Consider the following 20,684-nt stretch of genomic DNA (forward strand, 5'->3'; position numbering starts at 1 on the left):
GCGGGTGAGTCGGCATATCCACGTGATCGGCATCGGCGCCGGCGACCCCGACTACGTGACCGTGCAGGCGATCGAGGCGCTCAACGACACCCAGGTGTTCTTCGCGATGGACAAGGGCCAGGTGAAAAGCGACCTGGTGGCGTTGCGACGCGATATCTGCGCGCGGTTCATCCGCGAACCCGGCTATCGCTTCGTCGAACTGCCCGATCCGAAGCGGTCCAGCCCGGGCGACGAGCCGGGCGACTACCGGGACGCGGTCGCCGACTGGCACGCGGCGCGCACCCGGATCTGGGCGCAGGCCATTGCCACCGAGCTGGGCCCCGACGGCGTCGGGGCGTTCCTGGCCTGGGGGGACCCGTCGCTGTACGACAGCACGCTGCGGATCCTCGACGCGGTCGCGGCCGAGATCGACTTCACCTTCGACGTCATCCCGGGCATCACGGCCGTCCAGGCGCTGACCGCCCGGCACCGCATCCCGCTCAACGACGTCGGCGAACCCGTGCTGATCACCACCGGCCGCCAGCTACGCATGCACGGGCTGGACGGCTCGGGCCCCTCAGTCATAGTGATGCTCGACGCGGACTGCTCGTTTGCGGCCTGCCCCGCCGACACCCGGATCTGGTGGGGCGCCTACCTGGGTACCGACGACGAGCTGCTGGTCGCGGGCACTGTCGGTGAGGTGGGGTCGCGCATCGTGGCGCTGCGTTCGCAGGCCCGCGAACGGCACGGCTGGATCATGGATACCTACTTATTACGGCGGTCCTGAGCCTCGATGGACACTTCACAGCTGCGATCGGCAAACTGGATAGGTGCCCGAACTGCCCGAGATCGAAGCGCTGGTCGACCATCTGCGGCGCCATGCCGTCGGTTCGACGATCGGCCGCGTCGATGTCGGGGCCTTGTCGGTCCTGAAAACCTTCGATCCGCCGATCAGCGTGCTGCACGGCCTTACCGTCACCGGAGCCAACCGGTGGGGTAAGTATCTGGGGCTGCAGGCCGGCAATCTGTTGTTGATCGCCCACCTTTCCCGCGCGGGCTGGCTGCGCTGGTCGGACAAATTGGCCGCGGCCCCGCTGCGTCCCGGCAAGGGACCCATCGCGCTGCGCGTCCACCTGGGCACGCCGGGTGAGGCGCCGGGCTTCGACCTCACCGAGGCCGGCACCCAGAAGCGGCTGGCAGTGTGGCTTGTCGACGACCCGGAGCTGGTGCCGGGCATCGCCGCGCTGGGCCCGGACGCCCTGGATCTGGGTGTCGACGACCTGGCCGGGGTGCTGGCCGGCAATACCGGGCGGATCAAGACCGTCATCACCGACCAGAAGGTGATCGCCGGAATCGGCAACGCCTACAGCGACGAAATCCTGCACGTCGCCAAGATGTCGCCGTTCGCCACGGCCGGAAAGCTGACGCGCGAACAGCTCGTCACCCTGCACGACGCGATGATCTCGGTGCTGACCGACGCGGTCAACCGCTCCGTCGGCCAAGGCGCGGCGATGCTCAAAGGGGAGAAGCGCTCCGGGCTGCGGGTGCACGCGCGCACCGGGCTGCCCTGCCCGGTGTGTGGGGACACCGTGCGGGAAGTGTCGTTCGCGGACAAGTCTTTTCAGTACTGCCCGACGTGTCAGACCGGTGGCAAGGTGTTGGCCGATCGGCGGATGTCACGGCTGCTCAAGTAGCCGATCGTAGCGAACTTGACACCTGTCGATATGCTGCCCGGGTGACTCGCCAGAAGATCCTCATCACCGGCGCCAGTTCCGGCCTGGGCGCCGGCATGGCGCGTGCTTTCGCCGCCAAGGGGCGCGACCTGGCGCTGTGCGCCCGTCGCACCGACCGGCTCGATGAGCTGAAAGCCGAGCTCTCGCAGCAGTATCCGTCGATCAAGATCGCGGTGGCCGCGCTGGACGTCCGGGAGCACGAGCAGGTGCCGAAGGTGTTCGCCGAGCTCAGCGATGAATTGGGCGGCATCGACCGCATCATTGTCAACGCCGGAATCGGCAGCGGAGCCCCGTTGGGAAGCGGCAAGCTCTGGGCGAACAAGAAGACCATCGAGACTAACCTGCTGGCCGCGCTCGTGCAGATCGAAACGGCTCTCGAGATGTTCAACAAGAGCGGCTCGGGCCACCTGGTGCTGATCTCGTCGGTCCTCGGCAACAAGGGCGTCCCCGGCGTCAAAGCCGCCTACTGCGCAAGCAAAGCCGGACTGACGTCGCTGGGCGAATCGCTGCGCGCCGAATACGCCAAGGGTCCCATCAAGATTTCGTCGATCGAGCCCGGTTACATCGAGTCGGAGATGACCGCCAAATCGTCGAGCACAATGTTGATGGTGGACAACGAAACTGGCGTTCGGGCACTGGTCGCGGCGATCGAGCGCGAGCCCGGCCGGGCGGTGGTGCCGCGTTGGCCGTGGGCGCCACTGGTGCAGCTGATGCGGGTGCTGCCGCCGCCGCTGACCAAACCGTTCGCCTGACCTCAGTGCGGAACCGGTGTGTAATGGGTTGCGTCGCTTGTGAATTCGGGCTTGCCGTAGGTCTTTAGCCGGAGCTTGAGCAGCCCGATCACGTAGGCATCGGTGATGTCCCGAAGCACGGGGATGCGACTGGCGTGGCTGACCGCGGTGAAGCGTCCGATGATGAACGGTGCGGTCAGCGCGATGCGCAGCAGATCCGTCGGGTCGAGTGAGACGCCCATGGCCTCGGCGACGTCCCGATTGCCGCCGCAGAACGTGCGCACGAAAGTGAACTTGCTGAAACTCTTTTCGACCGCGTCGGCGCAACGGTCGAACAGCGTGGTATCGGGGCGCAGATAGGCCGCCATGGTGCCGCGCACCAGCTCTCGGCAGATCTTGTCGAACCCGTGCCGCAGCAATGCCGAGCGCGCGTGCATGACGTGGATGATGTCGGCGGGTTCGGACGGCAGCAGTTCTTCCGGCAGGCCCAGCAGAAAGCAGCGATACCGGGCGAATTCGACGACGGCACGCTCTTCGGCGGTGAATTCGGTGCGGCCCTGCTGACTTGCCTTGCGTGCCAACAGATATTGGCCGATCATCCCGGCCGGCATCTGGTCGACCTGCGGCACCGGCATACCGTAGATCGCGACGTCCCACTTGTCGGATTTCTTCAACGCGTTGTAGCGGACCATCGAGTGCATCAGTCGCACCATCGCCGCGGCTTCGAATCCGGGGCCGTAGCGGTCCAGCGCACCGGGCAGGGTGGTGACGGCGAAGAAGCTGGCCGTCTCGTTGACCCGGCGGGCGGCCCGCTTGCCGGAGAGGGCTCCGGTCAGGGCCATCGGCAGCGCGGCGTAGGTGTTGGTGAAGGTTGCGACGAAGGCGCCGCGGGTGATGAATGGGGCCAGCAGCGCCGCCGGAATGCGTTCCTGCCGAGCACCCTCGCGCACCAGATCGAAGTCGATCCACGGCGGGGTCGCCTCCATTGCGGCGATGAACGACACCAGCTCGGGGGGTGCGTCGGGCACCGCCTCGAGCCCGTGGCGGCAGGCCGTCTTGAGCATGTCGATCAGGTGGGTGACGCTGTGCGTCGTCATCAGCGCCGCATAGGGATCGGCGACGACATCGCCGAGCAGGGTGGCCGTGCTCATCAACTCGACGACGCGGTCGTCCGCCAGGATGGGCGCCCGGTCGGCGACCCACGTGGGCAGGGCGGTGTCGACGTCGGGCTCAATGGCCAGGCGATCCGGGCGCTGGTCGAAGTCGAAGTTGCCGTAGAGGTCGGGCTGCAATTCGCGCTGGCTACGGACTCTCTTCGCGAGTTCGGGGTAGTACGTGACCATCACACCCTCCGCTAACTAACAGTCAGTGAGTAATACTCACAAGTTGTTAGTTATGCTGTCAAGCGTGACTGTGGTCAGCCCCAGGCGACGCATGACTGCCGAGGAGCGCCGCGAGCAGATCCTCGACGTCGCGCACGCGATCGTCGACGCCGAAGGCTTCCACGCGGCGACGCCGCAACGCATCGCCGCGCAAGCCGGTATCAACCGGTCGTTGATCTATCAGAAGTTCGGCGACCTGGCCGGGCTGTTCGTCGAACTGATCGACCGCGAGGCGGCGCGGGCCGGCGCCCAGTTCGCCGAGGCGATCTCCGGATTGGACGGGGTCGCCGAAGACCAATCCTTCGTGCTCGCGTTCGACGGGGTGCTGGCCGCCGTCGACGCCCACCCGGCGACGTGGCGGCTGTTCATGTTCCCGCCGCAGGGCGCGCCACCGGAGTTGTATGCCCGGCTGACCCAGTCCGAAGCCGTCGTGCTCCAGTTCTTCGTCCGCGAACTGCTGCGCATCAACCCGCACGTGCACGATCCCGAATACACCGCCCGAATCCTGCACGCCTCCGGCCGCGAACTGCTGCGGCTGCACCTGTCCGACCCGCAGACCGCGACCGTGGAACGCCTTCGCACCTTTGTGCGGCGGCTCGGGGCCGACGTGATGAGCCCGAGTGGCTGAGAGCCCCTAGCTGACTCGTCCGCGTTCGGCCCGGTAACGACGGACCAGGGCGTCGGTCGAGCTGTCCGACTGTGGCGCCGGGGAGGTGTCGCTGGTGAGCACCGGAAGCAGCGCCTTGGCCTGCGTCTTGCCCAGCTCCACACCCCACTGATCGAACGAATCGATGCCCCACACCACGCCCTCGGTGAACACCTGATGCTCGTACAGTGCGATCAGCTGTCCCACCGCAGACGGCGTAAGCCGTTCGGCCAGAATCGAAGTCGACGGCCGGTTGCCGGGCATGACCTTGTGCGGCACCACTTCGGCGGGTGTGCCCTCGGCGGCGATCTCCCGCGCGGTCTTGCCGAACGCCAGCACCTGGGTCTGCGCGAAGAAGTTGCTCATCAACAGGTCGTGCATGCTGCCGGTGCCCTCGATGGTGGGCAGGTCGTCGGTGGGCTGGCTGAAGCCGATGAAGTCGGCCGGTATCAACCTGGTGCCTTGATGCAGCAATTGATAGAAGGCGTGCTGACCATTGGTTCCCGGTTCGCCCCAATAGATTTCACCGGTATCGGTGGTGACCGGCGTGCCGTCCGCACGCACCGACTTGCCGTTGGATTCCATGGTCAGCTGTTGCAGATAGGCGGCGAAGCGGGCCAAGTCGTTGGAGTACGGCAGTACGGCGCGCGATTGGGCGTCGAAGAAGGTCGAATACCACAGCCCGATCAAGCCCAGCAGGGCAGGCGCATTGGACTCCAGCGGCGCGGTTCTGAAGTGCTCGTCGACGAGGTGAAATCCGGACAGGAAATCGGCGAAGGCCTCCCGGCCGATCGCAGCCATCACCGACAGCCCGATCGCCGAATCGACGGAGTAACGTCCGCCGACCCAATCCCAGAACCCGAACATGTTGTCGGTGTTGATACCGAACTCGTCGACCAGGCGCTTGTTCGTCGAGACCGCCACGAAATGCTTCGACACCGCGGCGTCGCCGAGCGCGTCGGTCAGCCAGCGGCGTGCGGCGGTCGCGTTGGTGAGCGTTTCCAGCGTCGAGAACGTCTTGGACGCGACGATGAAAAGGGTTGTCGCGGGGTCTAAATCGGCAAGCTTTGCGACCAGGTCCGCGGGGTCGACGTTGGAGACAAAACGTGCCGAAATTCCGGCGTCCACGTAATGGCGCAATGCCTGATACACCATCACCGGACCCAGATCCGAACCGCCGATGCCGATGTTGACGACGGTGCGAATTCGCTCCCCGGTGGCGCCGGTCCATTCGCCGCTGCGCAGACGATCGGTGAAATCGCCCATCGCATCGAGCACGCTGTGGACGTCCTCGACGACATTTTGGCCGTCGACAACCAGCTCGCTATCCCGGGGCAGCCGTAGCGCGGTGTGCAGAACCGCGCGATCCTCCGAGGTGTTGATGTGCACGCCCGAGAACATTTGATCCCGGCGCTCTTCGAGATTGGCAGCGCGCGCCAGGTCGACCAGCAGCCGCAGCGTCTCACGGGTGACGCGGTGCTTGCTGTAGTCGATGTAGAGGTCGCCGACCGTCACCGCCAGATCGCGACCGCGATCGGGGTCGTCGTCGAAGATTTGGCGCAGGTGGGTTTCACCGATTTGCTCGTGATGCCTACGCAGGGCGTCCCACGCCGGCGTGGCGGTGATGTCGGGGATGGTGAGCACGGAGGTCATGGTTCGACCCTAGTGCGCGGTTACGGGCCACAGCCACCGCTAGCGGGCAGCACAATTCGCCGCGGGAATACAGAAATTCGCGGTAAATAATCCTCGGTATCGAGGATTGTCAGTGGCCGAGCCGGCCCCGGCCCAGGCGCAGCAGCAGCATCGCCAAGTCCTTGCCCTCCGGGCCGAGCTCGCTGTAACGCTGGATGACCTTCATTTCACGGCTGTGAACCAGGCGCGTCCCCCCGGACGCCATCCTGGCGCGGCCGATCTCCCGCGAAACTTCGGCACGTCGTCTGACGGCCGCAAGAATCTCGGCATCCAGCCGGTCGATCTCAAGGCGCAACTCTTCAATGTTCGCCAACTGTTCAATGTCGATCATCTCGACGCTCATCCCTGCTACCCCCGTGTTGTTTTGTGTTGTTCTTTTCGTCTTGTTCGCTATTGGGCTGGAAAACGTTTCTCGCTCTGGAAAAAGTTCGAGCCCTGAATCCGGAAGCGGACCACAGGGCTCTAGCAATCGCAGCTAGACCGTGGGCACCGCGGGCCGGTACCCACAGAAAAATCGGCGACGCCACTCAAGGATCGAGAGGCGGCGATGGAGCTGCGTATTGTCCATGTAACGAGTGTGCCACACCCGCGGACACCCGGGAGCAAAACGAAAAGTTGATCCCGTTTAGCCCCGCAATGGTGCCGTGGCCTGGGCACATGCCGTCGGTGGTGGGCGGTAAATTGAGGCGGACATGACTGTGCACGCAACCGATGCCAAGCTCGCCGCCGAGATAGACCAGCTGCTCGACGGACTCAATCCGCAACAACGCCAGGCCGTCGTACACGAGGGCTCGCCACTGCTGATCGTGGCGGGCGCGGGCTCCGGGAAGACCGCGGTGCTGACGCGTCGCGTGGCCTACCTGATCGCCGCACGCGGCGTCGGGGTCGGCCAGATCCTCGCGATTACCTTCACCAACAAAGCCGCCGCTGAGATGCGTGAACGGGTGGTGCGGCTGGTTGGGAATCGCGCCCGCGCGATGTGGGTGTCCACCTTTCATTCGACGTGCGTTCGCATCCTGCGCAACCAGGCCTCCCTGATCAAGGGCCTCAATTCCAACTTCTCGATCTACGACGCCGACGACTCGCGACGCCTGCTGCAGATGATCGGGCGCGACATGGGTTTGGACATCAAGCGGTACTCGCCGCGGCTGCTGTCCGTCGCGATCTCCAACCTGAAGAACGAACTGATCGATCCGGACCAAGCTGTGTCCAACCTCACGGACGGATCCGATGACTTGGCTCACACCGTCGCCTCGGTCTACGCCGAATACCAACGGCGGCTGCGGTCGGCCAACGCGCTGGACTTCGACGACCTGATCGGCGAGACCGTCGCGGTGCTGCAGACCTTTCCGCAGATCGCCCAGTACTACCGCCGTCGGTTCCGGCACGTCCTGGTCGACGAATACCAGGACACCAACCACGCCCAGTACGTCCTGGTGCGGGAATTGGTCGGGCGTGAGGACGCCAATTCGACCGACGACGCCGTGCCACCCGCGGAGTTATGTGTAGTCGGCGACGCGGATCAGTCGATCTACGCCTTCCGGGGCGCCACCATTCGCAATATCGAGGAGTTTGAACGCGACTACCCCGACGCCACCACCATTCTGCTGGAGCAGAATTACCGCTCGACACAGAACATTCTTTCGGCGGCCAATTCGGTGATCGCGCGCAACTCCGGGCGCCGGGAGAAGCGGCTGTGGACCGACGCCGGCGAAGGGGAGTTGATCGTCGGCTATGTCGCCGACAATGAGCACGACGAGGCCAGGTTCGTTGCTCAAGAAATTGACGCGCTCGCCGAGCAGGGCGAAATTACCTATAACGATGTAGCCGTCTTCTACCGCACCAACAATTCGTCGCGGTCGTTGGAGGAGGTGTTCATCCGCGCCGGCATCCCGTACAAGGTTGTCGGGGGAGTGCGGTTCTACGAGCGCAAGGAAATCCGCGACATCGTCGCCTACCTGCGGGTGCTGGACAACCCCGGCGATGCGGTCAGCATGCGGCGCATCCTCAACACCCCGCGCCGGGGTATCGGCGACCGCGCCGAGGCGTGTGTGGCGGTCTACGCGGAGAACACCGGCGCCAGCTTCGCCGACGCGTTGGTCGCCGCGGCCGAGGGCAAAGTCCCGATGCTCAATTCCCGTGCGGAGAAGGCGATTTCGGGATTCGTCGAGTTGCTCGACGAGCTGCGGGGCCACCTCGACGACGACCTCGGCGATCTGGTCGAGGCGGTGCTGGAACGCACCGGATACCGTCGGGAGCTGGAGTCCTCGACCGATCCGCAGGAGTTGGCCCGGCTGGACAACCTCAACGAACTCGTCAGCGTTGCACACGAATTCAGCATCGACGAGGCCTTAGAAACCGGGGGAGCCGGCCCGCTCGACGAGGCTCCTGAGGACGAAGACGTGCCCGACACCGGTGTGCTGGCGCAATTCCTGGAACGGGTGTCGCTCGTCGCCGATACCGATGAGATTCCCGAGCATGCGGCCGGCGTGGTGACGCTGATGACGTTGCACACCGCGAAGGGTCTGGAGTTCCCGGTGGTGTTCGTCACCGGCTGGGAGGACGGGATGTTCCCGCACATGCGCGCGCTCGACGACCCGACCGAACTGTCCGAGGAACGGCGGCTGGCCTATGTGGGCATCACCCGCGCCCGACAACGGTTGTATCTGAGCCGGGCGATCGTCCGCTCCTCCTGGGGGCAGCCGATGCTGAACCCGGAATCGCGTTTCCTGCAAGAGATTCCGCAAGAACTGATGGATTGGCGACGCACCGCGCCGGCCCCCTCGTACAGCGCGCCGGTGAGCGGTGCCGGACGGTTCGGCACGCCGCGGGTGGCGCCCACCCGCTCCGGGGCGGGCAAACGGCCGCTGCTGGTGCTCGAGCCCGGCGATCGCGTGACTCACGACAAGTACGGGCTGGGCCGCGTCGAGGAAGTGTCCGGCGTCGGCGAATCGGCGATGTCGCTGATCGACTTCGGCAGCTCCGGGCGGGTCAAGCTGATGCACAACCACGCTCCGGTCAGCAAGCTCTGAACCGTTTCGCCGAGCGTGCAGTCATTGCGAAAAAATGGCCGCGGTTTCGCCATCAGAGCACGTTCGCCGAAACGGACCTACTCCTGCAGCCAGCGTTTGGTCTGTGGGTGCATCGCCAATAGAACGCTGGCGATCGGCAGCACCGGGAAGGCGTGCACGATCCAGGCGACGCGGGCGCCCGCGATGAAAACGCCGCCGTAGGTCAGCACCGCGACCACGGCTCCGGTGATGACCAGGTAGCGGCCCAACGCGCGACGCTGCAGCAGCATGATCACGCCGGTGATGGTGGCGGTCGCGAACACCAGCGCCAGGAAGGCGATCGCGATGCAGAACAGGCGATCGGTCCGCCACCAGCCGGCGATCAAATCCGTAGCGACCACCGACGTGGCCCAGCCGCTGACGATGCTGACCGCGGCGGCCGCGGCGACCGTCCGGGGAGTCGGCTCATCGACCGGACGGTCCGGATGGCCACTGGGCGCTGCCGCGCGAACGGCTCCCTGATCGGGTGTAGCTTGGCGCGGCAGGTGCGTGGTCGGGTTGTCCGGGATCGAGGGCATCGGCCCGCTCGGGGCACGTCGAATGATCCGTGTTCGTGATTCGGCGGGCGGCTCAGTTGATCCGGGGTCGTTCGGCGCGGTCACCTCAACCAGCGTAATTGCCGACGAAAATTCCTCGCTTGGCCAGCCACGGGACCGGGTCGATGCGTTCGGTGCCCCCCTGGAGCACCTCGAAGTGCAGGTGTGGGCCGGTGGAATTACCCCGGTTGCCCATCGTGGCGATCTGGTCGCCGGCCAGCACGCGCTGGCCGACACTGACCAGGGTGGTGTTGATGTGGCCGTACAGCGTGACGGTGCCGTCGGCATGGAGCAGCTTGACCCACATGCCGTAGCCGGCGGTCGGGCCGGCGTCGATCACAACGCCGTCGGACACCGCCACGATCGGCGTTCCGATCGAGTTGGCCAGGTCGATGCCGGCGTGCAGCACGCCCCAGCGATAGCCGAAGTTCGAGGTGAAGATCCCGTGGGTGGGCATGACGTACAGCGGCTGCTGCAGTCGTGCCTCGCGCTGGGCGCGGTCGTTGGCGAAAGCGACGCCCTTGGCGAGCTCCTGGTTGTGCACGGCGTTGGCCGCCGGCTGGACCGCGATCACCTGGGCGCCGCGGGTCGCGTTGCCGCTCGATCCGCCGGTCAGTGCCGATGCGGTGGCGGTTAGCACCGTCTCGGCCTTGGTGGTTTCGGCTTGGCTGGTCGCGGTGTGTGCCGCGGCCGCCGCCGCGCCCGCGGCCATCGCCGAGATCAGCACGCGGCCCTTGGTCGCACTGGTCGGCTGCTTGCGGTGCTGCCCGCTGCGGCGGATACCGCTGACGTCGATGTCGGCCGAGCCGGGGTCTGCGCCGAGCTTGAGGGCGAGCTGGGCGAGGCCTTCGTTCACGGGAGCAGCGGAGGCCAGGGGGGCGGGGGCCGCCAATCGCAGTGGGGTTAGATCGTCGACCTCATCGAGGTCGTCGAGCTCGGGAGCGAGCAGCACTTGTGCTTCGTAATCGAACGTCGAGTCGTTGCTGAGGTCCAGCTCGTCGAGCTCACCGGAGTCCGCGAAGTCCAAGTCGTCGAAATCGAAGCCGTCCAACGGCAGGATCTCGGTGACTTCGTTCTGGTGGGGTTGCGCCCACTGGTCGCGATGACGGCGACCGGCTCCTGACAACGCAGGAGTACGCGCGAGACGGTGTTGGGACAAGCTGAAATGTCCTCGTATCGTGACCATAACGTTATCTGGACTTTAGGACGTTATCCGTTTACCGATCCGACTGGCAACCTCGGAGGCGGATTGTGAACTGGATCACGTTTGAGCACTCCCGGCGTGTCGTGACCTGTGCCACATGGGTGGATGCGGCGGTAGCGGCCATCTTGAGTGTGGATACAGTTCCACCGTGCGAGTTGCCGATTCCGGCACCGCCGAGCTGTAGGCCTTGCAATTAACTCGAGCGAAGACAGTGAGTTCATGGACCTTTTCGAGTATCAAGCGAAAGAACTGTTCGTAAAGCACAACGTACCTACTACGCCCGGTCGTGTAACCGACACCGCCGAGGGTGCGAAGGAAATCGCGACCGAGGTCGGCGCGCCGGTGATGGTTAAGGCGCAGGTCAAGGTCGGTGGCCGCGGCAAGGCGGGCGGCGTGAAATTCGCCGCGACACCCGACGACGCGTACGAGCACGCCAAGAACATCCTCGGCCTGGACATCAAGGGCCACATCGTGAAGAAGCTGCTGGTCGCCGAGGCCAGCGACATCGCCGAGGAGTACTACATCTCGTTCCTGCTCGACCGCGCCAACCGCACCTACCTGGCGATGTGCTCGGTCGAGGGCGGTATGGAGATCGAAGAAGTCGCCGCCACCAAGCCCGAGCGGCTGGCCAAGGTGCCGGTGGACGCCGTGACCGGTGTCGACCTGGCGACCGCCCGGTCCATCGCCGAGCGGGGACACCTGCCGGCCGAGGTGCTCGACGCCGCGGCGAACACCATCTCCAAGCTGTGGGAGCTGTTCGTCGCCGAGGACGCCACGCTGGTTGAGGTCAACCCGCTGGTGCGCACGCCCGACGACCAAATCCTCGCCCTGGACGGCAAGGTCACCCTCGACGCCAACGCCGACTTCCGCCAGCCCGGCCACGCCGAGTTCGAGGACCGCGACGCGACCGACCCGCTGGAGCTCAAGGCCAAGGAGCACGACCTCAACTACGTCAAGCTCGATGGCGCCGTCGGCATCATCGGTAACGGCGCGGGTCTGGTGATGTCGACGCTCGACGTCGTCGCCTACGCCGGGGAGAAGCACGGTGGGGTCAAGCCCGCCAACTTCCTCGACATCGGTGGTGGCGCCTCGGCCGAAGTGATGGCCGCGGGTCTCGACGTCATCCTGAACGACAAGCAGGTCAAGAGCGTGTTCGTCAACGTTTTCGGCGGCATCACGTCCTGCGACGCCGTCGCCAACGGCATCGTGACCGCGCTGAACATGCTCGGCGACGAGGCCAACAAGCCGCTCGTGGTCCGGCTCGACGGCAACAACGTCGACGAAGGCCGCCAGATTCTGGCGAAAGCCAACCATCCGCTGGTGATCCAGGCCGAGACCATGGACGCCGGTGCCGACAAAGCCGCCGAGCTGGCGAATAAGTAAGGGAGCCAAGCAATGTCGATCTTCCTGAACAGGGACTCCAAGGTCATCGTCCAGGGCATCACCGGCGGTGAGGGCACCAAGCACACCGCCCTGATGCTGAAGGCCGGCACTGCGGTGGTCGGTGGCGTCAACGCCCGTAAGGCCGGCACCACCGTGTCGCACGTCGACGCGAAAGGCAAGGACGTCGAACTTCCGGTGTTCGCCGGCGTCGCGGAGGCGATGAAGGAGACCGGCGCCAACGTGTCGGTCGTCTTCGTGCCGCCGAAGTTCGCCAAGGACGCCATCATCGAAGCCATCGACGCCGAGATTCCGCTGCTGGTGGTCATCACCGAGGGAATTCCGGTGCAGGACAGCGCATATGCGTGGGCCTACAACGTCCACAAGGGGCAGAAGACGCGGATCATCGGCCCGAACTGCCCCGGCATCATCACTCCGGGTGAGGCGCTGGCCGGCATCACCCCCGCCAACATCAGCGGCCCCGGCCCCGTCGGGCTGGTGTCGAAGTCCGGCACGCTGACCTACCAGATGATGTACGAGCTGCGCGATTTCGGCTTCTCGACGTCGATCGGTATCGGTGGAGACCCGGTGATCGGCACCACCCACATCGATGCCATCGAGGCCTTCGAGAAGGACCCCGACACCAAGGTCATCGTGATGATCGGCGAGATCGGCGGTGACGCCGAGGAGCGGGCGGCCGACTACATCAAGGCCAACGTGTCCAAGCCGGTCGTCGGCTACGTCGCGGGATTCACTGCGCCGGAAGGCAAGACGATGGGCCACGCGGGCGCGATCGTGTCCGGCTCGTCGGGCACGGCGGCCGCCAAGAAGGAAGCCTTGGAGGCCGCGGGGGTCAAGGTGGGCAAGACGCCGTCGGAGACCGCGGCGCTCGCCCGGGAGATCCTGCAGAACCTCTAGCTTCTCCGAGACTGTCCCCTACCTCCGGTGGGGCCCCGGTCAGGCCGCGATTTCAGGAGAATCCGCGGGCTGGCCGCAGTTTCGTTTTGGTCCCAGGCATCGGTTAGCCTGTCGAACTAACAGTTGCCAGGAGGTTTTGTCATGTCGGTGGATCCGCGTACTCCGGTGCTCGTCGGCGTCGGCCAGTTCACCGAGCGCATCGACGATCCCGACTATCGGGGCATGTCGGCGGTCGACCTCGCGACGGCGGCCGTGCGGGAAGCGCTTGCCGACACCGGCGCCAAAGGCGTTGCGCGGGCCGTCGACACGGTATTTGCGCTGCGGCAGTTCGAGATCTCGGGACCGATGCCGGCGACGCTCGGCAAGTCGAACAACTACCCGCGTTCGGTAATGAACCGTCTCGGCGGCGACCCGGCCCGCGTGGTCCTCGAACCCGTCGGTGGACAGGGTCCGCAGAAGCTGGTCACCGAGGCGAGCAACGCGATCGCCGCGGGCGACGCTGACGTCGTGTTGATCATGGGCTCGGAGCCCGGATCGACGGCTCGCTACTTCGCCAATCGTGATGACAAGCCCAACTTCACCGAACACATCGAGGGTCAGCTGGAGGATCGCGGCCACCAGATCTTCAGCTACATCGACGATTACACGATCCAGCACGGCTTGACCGGGGCGCCGGTTCAGTACGGGCTGATGGAGAACGCGCGTCGGGCCCGCCTCGGTCACAGCGTGGCCGACTATCGGCGCGAGATGGCCGAGTTGTTCGCCCCGATGTCGAAAGTGGCTGCCAAGAACCCGTTTTCGTCATCGCCGCTCGAGCGGTCGGTCGACGAGATCATTACCGTGACCGACGACAACCGGATGATCTGTGACCCCTACCCTCGGCTGCTCGTCGCCCGCGATCAAGTCAACCAGGGCGCCGCGGCGGTGCTGATGTCGGTGCAGGCGGCGACGCGCCTCGGTGTGGCGCAGGACAAGTGGGTTTATCTGCACGGCCACTCGGACATGATCGAGCAGGCGATGCTCGATCGCGTCGACCTCGGCGCCAGCCCGGCCGCGGTTCATGCGGCCCGAGAAGCGTTGCGGGTAGCCGGAATTGGCATCGACGACATCGCCACCTTCGACCTGTACAGCTGCTTTCCGTTCCCGGTGTTCGTCATCTGCGAAGCCCTCGGCATCGACGCCGACGATCCACGCGGCCTGACCCTGACCGGCGGATTGCCGTACTTCGGCGGTCCCGGGAACAGCTACTCGCTGCACGGTATCGCCGAGACGGTCGCGCAGATGCGGGACAGGCCGGGGGAATTCGGCCTGGTCGGTGCCAACGGCGGCATCATGAGCAAGTACTCGGTCGGTATCTACTCGACCACACCGGTGAACTGGCGCACCGACAACTGCGCGGCGCTGAAGAAGCAGATCGAGGCGCTGCCGAAGGTAGCGGTCACGAAGGAGCCCGACGGCGCGGCGACGATCGAGACGTACTCCGTGCGCTACGACTGGCCGATCTGCACGGGCATCATCGTCGGCCGGCTCGCGGCGGACGACACGCGCTTCATGGCCACCACCGACGACGAGGATCTCGTCGCGTTGATGAGCAACGACGATCCGCTCGGTGCCCAGATCTCGGTGTGGTCGACCGACAACGGGAACCGGGCTTCCCTGGGATAGCGGCTGGGCTAGAGCCCCTCGGGCCCGCTCACACCATCGACGAGAGTTTGCCCGCCAAACGTTCGACGTAGGCGGCGACCTCGTCGGCGGACTTGTCCGGAAGGCCGAACAGCACCTCGGTCACCCCGAGCTCGGACCAGTGCGCCAGCTTCTCGGGCACCGGCTTGAAGTCCAGCGCCACGATTTGTGGGGCGCCATCGCGACCGGCGGCCGCCCAGGTGTCCTGCAACAGCTTCACCGGTTCGTCGATGTTGAAGTCGCGCGGCGTGGTGATCCAGCCGTCCGCGCTGCGCGCTATCCACTTGAAGTTCTTCTCGTTGCCCGCGGCGCCTACCAGCACCGGAACGTGCGCCTGCACCGGCTTGGGCCACGCCCAGCTGGGGCCGAACTTGACGAACTCGCCGTCGTAGGAGGCTTCCTCTTGTGTCCACAGCGCGCGCATCGCTTCGAGGTACTCGCGCAGGCAGGTACGGCGGCGTCCGGCCGGCACGCCGTGGTCGGCCAGTTCGTCGGTGTTCCAACCGAATCCGACACCCAGGCTGACGCGGCCACCGGACAGGTGGTCCAGCGTGGCGATGCTTTTCGCCAGCGTGATCGGGTCGTGCTCGACGGGCAGCGCCACCGCGGTGGACAGCCGCACCCGCGACGTCACCGCGCACGCGGCACCCAGGCTCACCCACGGGTCTAGCGTGCGCATGTACCGGTCGTCCGGCAGCGACTCGTCACCTGTGGTCGGGTGCGCCGCCTCCCGCTTGACCGGGATGTGGGTGTGTTCCGGCACGTAGAACGTCTTGAAGCCGTGGTCGTCGGCAAGTTTGGCGGCGGCCGCCGGCGAGATGCCGCGGTCACTGGTGAAAAGCACTAGCCCGTAATCCATGGACAGAATTAGAACGTGTTCTACCTGTGCCGAGCAACCCGCCCCCCGCGGAGTGCCTCGAAGACGGGGTGCCGCGGCGATCCGCCCTGGTCGCGCGCGGCGGCCGGTCGCTCCGGCACGCCCGCCCGAACGTGCGCTAGCGTGGTTGATCGATCGCGCGCAACGCAGGCGCGGGCACGTCTTGGTAGTTGAGTACGGCGGGCCCTGGAAGCACAGCGTCGCACCGCAACGGCGGGGTGGCGCCTGTCGAGGTCTTGAAGGCACTGGAAGCAACAGGAGGAGTCATGACCTACTCGCCCGGGAGTCCCGGCTATCCGCAAGCGCAGCCCGGTGGCTCCTACCCGGGTGCCACCCCTTCGTTCGCGAAGACCGACGACGGCGAGAGCAAGCTGCCGCTGTACGTCAACATCGCGGTTGTCGTGCTCGGCCTGGCGGTGTACCTGCTGAACTTCGCGCCGACCTTCGTGCTCAGCTCCGACCTCGGTCCGGCTGCCGGCGGACGCGCCGGTGACGCCGGCACCGCGGTGCTCGTCGCCGTGTTGGCCGCGCTGCTCGCGGGGTTGAGCCTGCTGCCGAAGGCCAAGAACTACTCGGGAGTCGTGGCGGCCGTCGCCGTCCTGGGTGCGCTGCTGGCGATCGCCGAGGTCATCAACACCCCGTCCGGATTCGCCGTCGGCTGGGCGATGTGGCCGCTGGTTGCGGCCAGCGTGCTGCAGGCGGTCGCCGCGGCCGTCGCGCTGCTGCTGGACGCCGGCGTTATCACCGCGCCGCCGCCGCGGCCCAAGTACGACCCCTACGCGCAGCAGTACGGCCAATACGGTCAGTACGGGCAATACGGCGGTCAACAGCACGGCGGGTACTACGGTCAGCAGACCCCGCAGCAGCCCAACCCGCAGTCGGGATACGGATCGCAATACGGCGGCTACAACCCCTCGAGCCAGGCCCCGACCCAGGGTGCGATCCCGACCGGCGGCTTCGGCGCGCAGTCTCCGCAGTCCGGGCCGCAGCCCGCCGCGCAGCAGGGCCCCTCGACACCGCCCACCGGCTTCCCGAGCTTCAGCCCGCCCCCGTCGGTCGGCGGTACTGGTGCCGAGCAGCGCGGGGAGCAGTCGCCCTCTGGACCGGCCCCGTCCTAACCTCAGGTTCTCGCGCCTCGTAGGGCACGTGCGCCAAGAGTGAAGAGGGTGTCAGAAAGCGGGGAGCGGGCAGCGGGCGCTCGCCAGGCGCGCGACCTCGTCCGGGTCGCGTTCGGCCCGGCAGTGCTGGCGTTGGTCGTCATCGCCGCGGTCACGCTGCTACAGCTGTTGATCGCCAACAGCGACATGACCGGCGCGCTCGGGGCGATCGCCAGCATCTGGCTGGGTGTGCACAAGGTGCCGATTTCGATCGGCGGCCGCGAGCTCGGGGTATTGCCGCTGCTGCCGATCCTGTTCATGGTGTGGGCGACCGCGCGTACCACCGCGCGGGCCACCAGCCGCTATTCGTCCTGGCTGGTGGTCCGTTGGGTCGTCGCGTCGGCGTTGGGCGGGCCCGTGCTGATCGCGGCGATCGCGCTGGCCGTCATCCACGACGCGTCCACGGTGCTCACCGAGTTGCAGACACCCAGCGCCCTGCGCGCCTTCACCAGCGTCGTGGCGGTGCACGCCATCGGCGCCGCGATCGGAGTGGGATCCCGGGTCGGCCGGCGCGCGCTGGCGGCGGCGTCATTGCCCTTCTGGCTGGCCGATTCGTTGCGTGCCGCGGTCGCCGGTGTGCTGGCGCTGGTCGGACTCTCCGGCTTCGTGACGGCCGGATCGCTGGTTGTGCACTGGGCGACGATGCAGGATCTCTACGGGATCACCGATTCCATCTTCGGCGAGTTCAGCCTCACCGTGCTCTCGATGCTCTACGCGCCCAACGTCATCGTCGGAACCTCGGCGGTCGCGGTGGGCTCCAGTGCACATATCGGTTTTGCGACGTTCAGTTCGTTCACCGTTTTCGGCGGTGACATTCCGGCGCTGCCCGTCTTGGCTGCGGCGCCGACGCCGCCGCTGGGACCGGTGTGGGTAGCGCTGCTGATCGTCGGGGCCTCGTCGGGTGTGGCGGTCGGCCAGCAATGTGCCCGGCGTCCGCTCCCGCTGCTTCCGGCGCTGGCCAAGCTGCTGGTCGCCGCGGTGGTCGGGGCGCTGGTGATGTCGCTGCTGGCATTCGGCAGCGGCGGTCGGCTGGGCAACTTCGGCGACGTCGGGGTGGACCAGGGCGCCCTGTGGATCGGCACCTTCTTCTGGTTCGCGGTCGTCGGCTGGGTCACGGTGGTGATGACCGGCGGGATCCGGCCCATCAGATTCAGAAGGCCCCGGCGGCCCAATCAGAAACGCGCGTCCGCACCGCCGGCCGACGAAGCCGTCGACGAGCCGGCGGACTTCGTGGGTCTATTCGACGAGCCGGATGAGGAGCCGACCGACGAGGCCGCCGCTCACGAGATGGTTGACGACGACGGGTCGCCGCCCGAGCAGCGCGAGCCCCCGCCCGAGCAGCGCGAGCCCCCGCCCGGCTAACCTCCCACCCCGCCGCATCTGGTCGAGTCTGCGCTCAGCGCGCATGACACGCCGGCGATTTAGCGCTGGGCGCAGGGTCGACGCGGCGTCGTCGTTAGTAGGCTCGCGATGTGGTCGAACCGCTCCGCGTGCCCCCGAGTGCGCCGGCGCGACTCGTGGTGCTGGCGTCGGGCACCGGATCGCTTCTGAATTCCCTGCTGGCCGCCGCCGTCGATGACTACCCGGCCCGGGTGGTCGCGGTCGGCGTGGATCGCGACTGCCGGGCCACCGAGATCGCCGCGGCCGCTTCGGTGCCGACCTTCACCGTCCGCCTCGGTGACCACCCCAATCGCGATGCCTGGGACGCTGCGATCACCGAGGCCACCGCCGCGCACTCGCCCGATCTGATCGTGTCGGCCGGCTTCATGAAAATCCTTGGACCGCAATTCCTTTCACGATTCGTCGGCCGCACACTGAACACGCATCCGGCGCTGTTGCCGGCATTCGCGGGAGCGCATGCCGTTCCCGAAGCGCTGGATTACGGTGTGAAGGTCACGGGCTGTACGGTGCACCTGGTAGACGCCGGCATGGACACCGGGCCGATATTGGCGCAGGAGCCCATTCCGGTACTCGACGGCGACACCGAAGAGACGTTGCACGAACGCATCAAAGTCATCGAACGGAGACTGCTGGTGGACGTGGTGGCCGCGATCGCGACCCGCGGCGTGACCTGGACCGGACGAAAGGCGACCCTGGGATGAGCGCAGCATGAGCACCGACGAGTCGAGAAGAGCGATTCGCCGCGCGTTGATCAGCGTCTACGACAAGACCGGCCTCATCGAACTCGCTCAGGGCCTGAGCGAGGCCGGCGTCGAGATCGTCTCGACCGGATCGACCGCGAAAACCATTGCAGATAACGGGATTCCGGTGACACCGGTGGAGGAGCTGACCGGCTTTCCCGAGGTGCTCGACGGTCGGGTAAAGACACTGCACCCGCGCGTGCACGCCGGACTGCTGGCCGACCTGCGCAAGCCCGAACACGCCGCGGCGCTCGAGGAGCTCGGGATCGCCGCCTTCGAGTTGGTCGTCGTCAACCTCTATCCGTTCAGCCAGACCGTCGACTCCGGCGCGGGCCTCGACGAATGCGTTGAGCAGATCGACATCGGCGGGCCGTCGATGGTCCGGGCGGCCGCGAAGAACCATCCGAGTGTGGCGGTGGTCGTCGACCCGCTCGGCTACGACGGGGTGCTCGCGGCGACGCGCAACGGCGGATTCACTCTCGCCGAGCGCAAGAAGCTGGCGTCGTTGGCATTTGCGCACACCGCCGAGTACGACATCGCCGTGGCGAGCTGGATGGAGTCGACGCTGGCGCCCGAGCATCCGGAGACCACCTTCCCGCGGTGGTTCGGCCACAGCTGGCGCCGCTCGGCGATGCTGCGCTACGGCGAGAACCCCCATCAGCAGGCCGCGCTCTACGTCGACCCGGCGGCGTGGCCGGGTCTTGCGCAGGCCGAGCAGCTGCACGGAAAAGAGATGTCCTACAACAACTTCACCGATGCGGACGCGGCCTGGCGGGCGGCCTTCGACCACGAAGAGACCTGTGTGGCAATCATCAAACACGCCAACCCGTGTGGGATCGCCATCTCGTCGGTGTCGGTCGCCGACGCACATCGCAAGGCCCACGAGTGCGATCCGCTGAGCGCCTTCGGGGGCGTCATCGCCACCAATACCGAAGTGAGCGTTGAGATGGCGGAGTACGTCAGCACCATCTTCACCGAGGTGATCGTCGCCCCGGCCTACGCGCCCGATGCCCTCGATGTACTGACGCGCAAGAAGAACATCCGGGTGCTGGCGGCCTCCGAGCCGCTGGCCGGTGGCTCCGAGCTGAAACCGATCAGCGGCGGACTGCTGATGCAACAGCGCGATCAGCTCGACGCGCACGGCGACAACCCGGCCAACTGGACGCTGGCGGCCGGATCGCCGGCGGACCCGGCGACGTTGAGCGACCTGGTGTTTGCGTGGCGCACCTGTCGCGCGGTGAAGTCGAACGCGATCGTGATCGCCTCCGACGGCGCCACCGTCGGCGTCGGTATGGGTCAGGTCAACAGGGTCGACGCGGCGCGGCTGGCCGTTGAAAGAGGGAATGCACGCGGTGCAGACCGAGTCGGTGGTGCGGTCGCGGCCTCCGACGCGTTCTTCCCCTTCCCGGACGGACTGGAAACGCTGGCGCGCGCCGGCGTCAAGGCGATCGTGCACCCCGGAGGCTCGGTACGTGACGACGAAGTGACCGCCGCGGCCGCCGCGGCCGGGGTCACCCTGTACCTCACCGGGGCGCGTCACTTCGCTCACTGACA

Annotated in this window: 18 protein-coding genes and 1 pseudogene; 13 read left to right on the top strand and 6 right to left on the bottom strand. The window is 66.5% G+C overall.

Going from position 1 to position 20,684, the window contains the following annotated elements; genetic code table 11:
• Positions 1-4 precede the first annotated feature (4 nt).
• The 4 genes and pseudogenes from cobF (at position 5) to SKC41_RS12630 (ending at position 2,464) form a co-directional block, all read left to right on the top strand.
• A complete protein-coding gene (gene cobF / locus SKC41_RS12615; protein WP_330977892.1) occupies positions 5-766 on the top strand; it encodes a precorrin-6A synthase (deacetylating) in 762 nt (253 codons plus the stop codon).
• A 43-nt stretch (positions 767-809) separates the two neighbouring features.
• Positions 810-1,052 (top strand): annotated as a pseudogene (locus SKC41_RS12620) (DNA-formamidopyrimidine glycosylase family protein); the annotation flags it as partial.
• A gap of 150 nt (positions 1,053-1,202) precedes the next feature.
• A complete protein-coding gene (locus SKC41_RS12625) occupies positions 1,203-1,673 on the top strand; it encodes a zinc finger domain-containing protein (protein ID WP_330978862.1) in 471 nt (156 codons plus the stop codon).
• Between the two features lie 41 nt (positions 1,674-1,714).
• Entirely contained in the window at positions 1,715-2,464 is a 750-nt protein-coding gene (locus tag SKC41_RS12630) for an SDR family oxidoreductase (RefSeq protein ID WP_330977893.1), read from the top strand.
• Between the two features lie 2 nt (positions 2,465-2,466).
• Here the strand turns inward: SKC41_RS12630 and SKC41_RS12635 are convergent, their stop codons facing one another.
• Positions 2,467-3,786: an oxygenase MpaB family protein gene (locus SKC41_RS12635; protein ID WP_330977894.1), complete on the bottom strand. Its 1,320-nt coding sequence runs from the start codon at positions 3,784-3,786 to the stop codon at positions 2,467-2,469.
• A gap of 91 nt (positions 3,787-3,877) precedes the next feature.
• Here SKC41_RS12635 and SKC41_RS12640 point away from each other — a divergent pair, with 91 nt between their 5' ends.
• On the top strand, positions 3,878-4,453 hold the full coding sequence (locus SKC41_RS12640; protein WP_330978863.1) for a TetR/AcrR family transcriptional regulator: 576 nt from the start codon (positions 3,878-3,880) through the stop codon (positions 4,451-4,453).
• A gap of 6 nt (positions 4,454-4,459) precedes the next feature.
• On the opposite strand, the gene pgi is transcribed toward SKC41_RS12640, so the two are convergent.
• Together pgi and SKC41_RS12650 are read right to left on the bottom strand one after the other, a co-directional pair.
• On the bottom strand, positions 4,460-6,124 hold the full coding sequence (gene pgi / locus SKC41_RS12645; RefSeq protein WP_330977895.1) for a glucose-6-phosphate isomerase: 1,665 nt from the start codon (positions 6,122-6,124) through the stop codon (positions 4,460-4,462).
• 109 nt (positions 6,125-6,233) lie between these two features.
• Positions 6,234-6,557 (bottom strand): chorismate mutase, encoded by a 324-nt coding sequence (locus SKC41_RS12650; RefSeq protein WP_279304562.1) that lies wholly within the window; start codon positions 6,555-6,557, stop codon positions 6,234-6,236.
• A gap of 298 nt (positions 6,558-6,855) precedes the next feature.
• Between SKC41_RS12650 and pcrA the strand changes: the two genes are divergently transcribed.
• Positions 6,856-9,195, top strand: coding sequence for a DNA helicase PcrA (gene pcrA / locus SKC41_RS12655; RefSeq protein ID WP_330977896.1), 2,340 nt, complete (start codon positions 6,856-6,858; stop codon positions 9,193-9,195).
• Between the two features lie 77 nt (positions 9,196-9,272).
• Here pcrA and SKC41_RS12660 read toward each other — a convergent pair whose 3' ends face one another.
• Both SKC41_RS12660 and SKC41_RS12665 read right to left on the bottom strand, forming a co-directional pair.
• Positions 9,273-9,836, bottom strand: a complete 564-nt coding sequence (locus SKC41_RS12660) for a hypothetical protein (RefSeq protein WP_442931598.1) — start codon at positions 9,834-9,836, stop codon at positions 9,273-9,275.
• A 1-nt stretch (position 9,837) separates the two neighbouring features.
• The gene (locus tag SKC41_RS12665; RefSeq protein ID WP_330977897.1) at positions 9,838-10,929 is read right to left on the bottom strand and encodes a M23 family metallopeptidase; all 1,092 of its coding nucleotides are present in this window, start codon (positions 10,927-10,929) and stop codon (positions 9,838-9,840) included.
• Between the two features lie 264 nt (positions 10,930-11,193).
• Between SKC41_RS12665 and sucC the strand changes: the two genes are divergently transcribed.
• The 3 genes from sucC to SKC41_RS12680 all read left to right on the top strand — a co-directional run bounded on the left by sucC (position 11,194) and on the right by SKC41_RS12680 (position 14,937).
• Positions 11,194-12,357, top strand: coding sequence for an ADP-forming succinate--CoA ligase subunit beta (sucC, locus tag SKC41_RS12670; protein WP_330977898.1), 1,164 nt, complete (start codon positions 11,194-11,196; stop codon positions 12,355-12,357).
• Between the two features lie 12 nt (positions 12,358-12,369).
• Entirely contained in the window at positions 12,370-13,272 is a 903-nt protein-coding gene (sucD, locus tag SKC41_RS12675; RefSeq protein ID WP_330977899.1) for a succinate--CoA ligase subunit alpha, read from the top strand.
• Positions 13,273-13,413: 141 nt separating this feature from the next.
• Positions 13,414-14,937 carry an acetyl-CoA acetyltransferase gene (locus SKC41_RS12680; RefSeq protein ID WP_330977900.1) on the top strand — a complete coding sequence of 508 codons (1,524 nt, stop codon included), beginning with the start codon at positions 13,414-13,416 and terminating at the stop codon, positions 14,935-14,937.
• A 28-nt stretch (positions 14,938-14,965) separates the two neighbouring features.
• Here SKC41_RS12680 and SKC41_RS12685 read toward each other — a convergent pair whose 3' ends face one another.
• On the bottom strand, positions 14,966-15,814 hold the full coding sequence (locus SKC41_RS12685) for an LLM class F420-dependent oxidoreductase (RefSeq protein WP_330977901.1): 849 nt from the start codon (positions 15,812-15,814) through the stop codon (positions 14,966-14,968).
• A 284-nt stretch (positions 15,815-16,098) separates the two neighbouring features.
• Between SKC41_RS12685 and SKC41_RS12690 the strand changes: the two genes are divergently transcribed.
• The 4 genes from SKC41_RS12690 to purH all read left to right on the top strand — a co-directional run bounded on the left by SKC41_RS12690 (position 16,099) and on the right by purH (position 20,682).
• Positions 16,099-16,950, top strand: coding sequence for a DUF5336 domain-containing protein (locus SKC41_RS12690; protein WP_330977902.1), 852 nt, complete (start codon positions 16,099-16,101; stop codon positions 16,948-16,950).
• Positions 16,951-16,989: 39 nt separating this feature from the next.
• Positions 16,990-18,351 carry a cell division protein PerM gene (locus SKC41_RS12695; RefSeq protein ID WP_442931599.1) on the top strand — a complete coding sequence of 454 codons (1,362 nt, stop codon included), beginning with the start codon at positions 16,990-16,992 and terminating at the stop codon, positions 18,349-18,351.
• A 110-nt stretch (positions 18,352-18,461) separates the two neighbouring features.
• Positions 18,462-19,091 carry a phosphoribosylglycinamide formyltransferase gene (gene purN, locus SKC41_RS12700; protein WP_330977903.1) on the top strand — a complete coding sequence of 210 codons (630 nt, stop codon included), beginning with the start codon at positions 18,462-18,464 and terminating at the stop codon, positions 19,089-19,091.
• Positions 19,092-19,098: 7 nt separating this feature from the next.
• Positions 19,099-20,682 (top strand): bifunctional phosphoribosylaminoimidazolecarboxamide formyltransferase/IMP cyclohydrolase, encoded by a 1,584-nt coding sequence (gene purH, locus SKC41_RS12705; RefSeq protein WP_330977904.1) that lies wholly within the window; start codon positions 19,099-19,101, stop codon positions 20,680-20,682.
• The last annotated feature ends 2 nt before the right edge of the window (positions 20,683-20,684 follow it).

The organism is Mycobacterium sp. 050128 (genome assembly GCF_036409155.1).
GTDB lineage: Bacteria > Actinomycetota > Actinomycetes > Mycobacteriales > Mycobacteriaceae > Mycobacterium.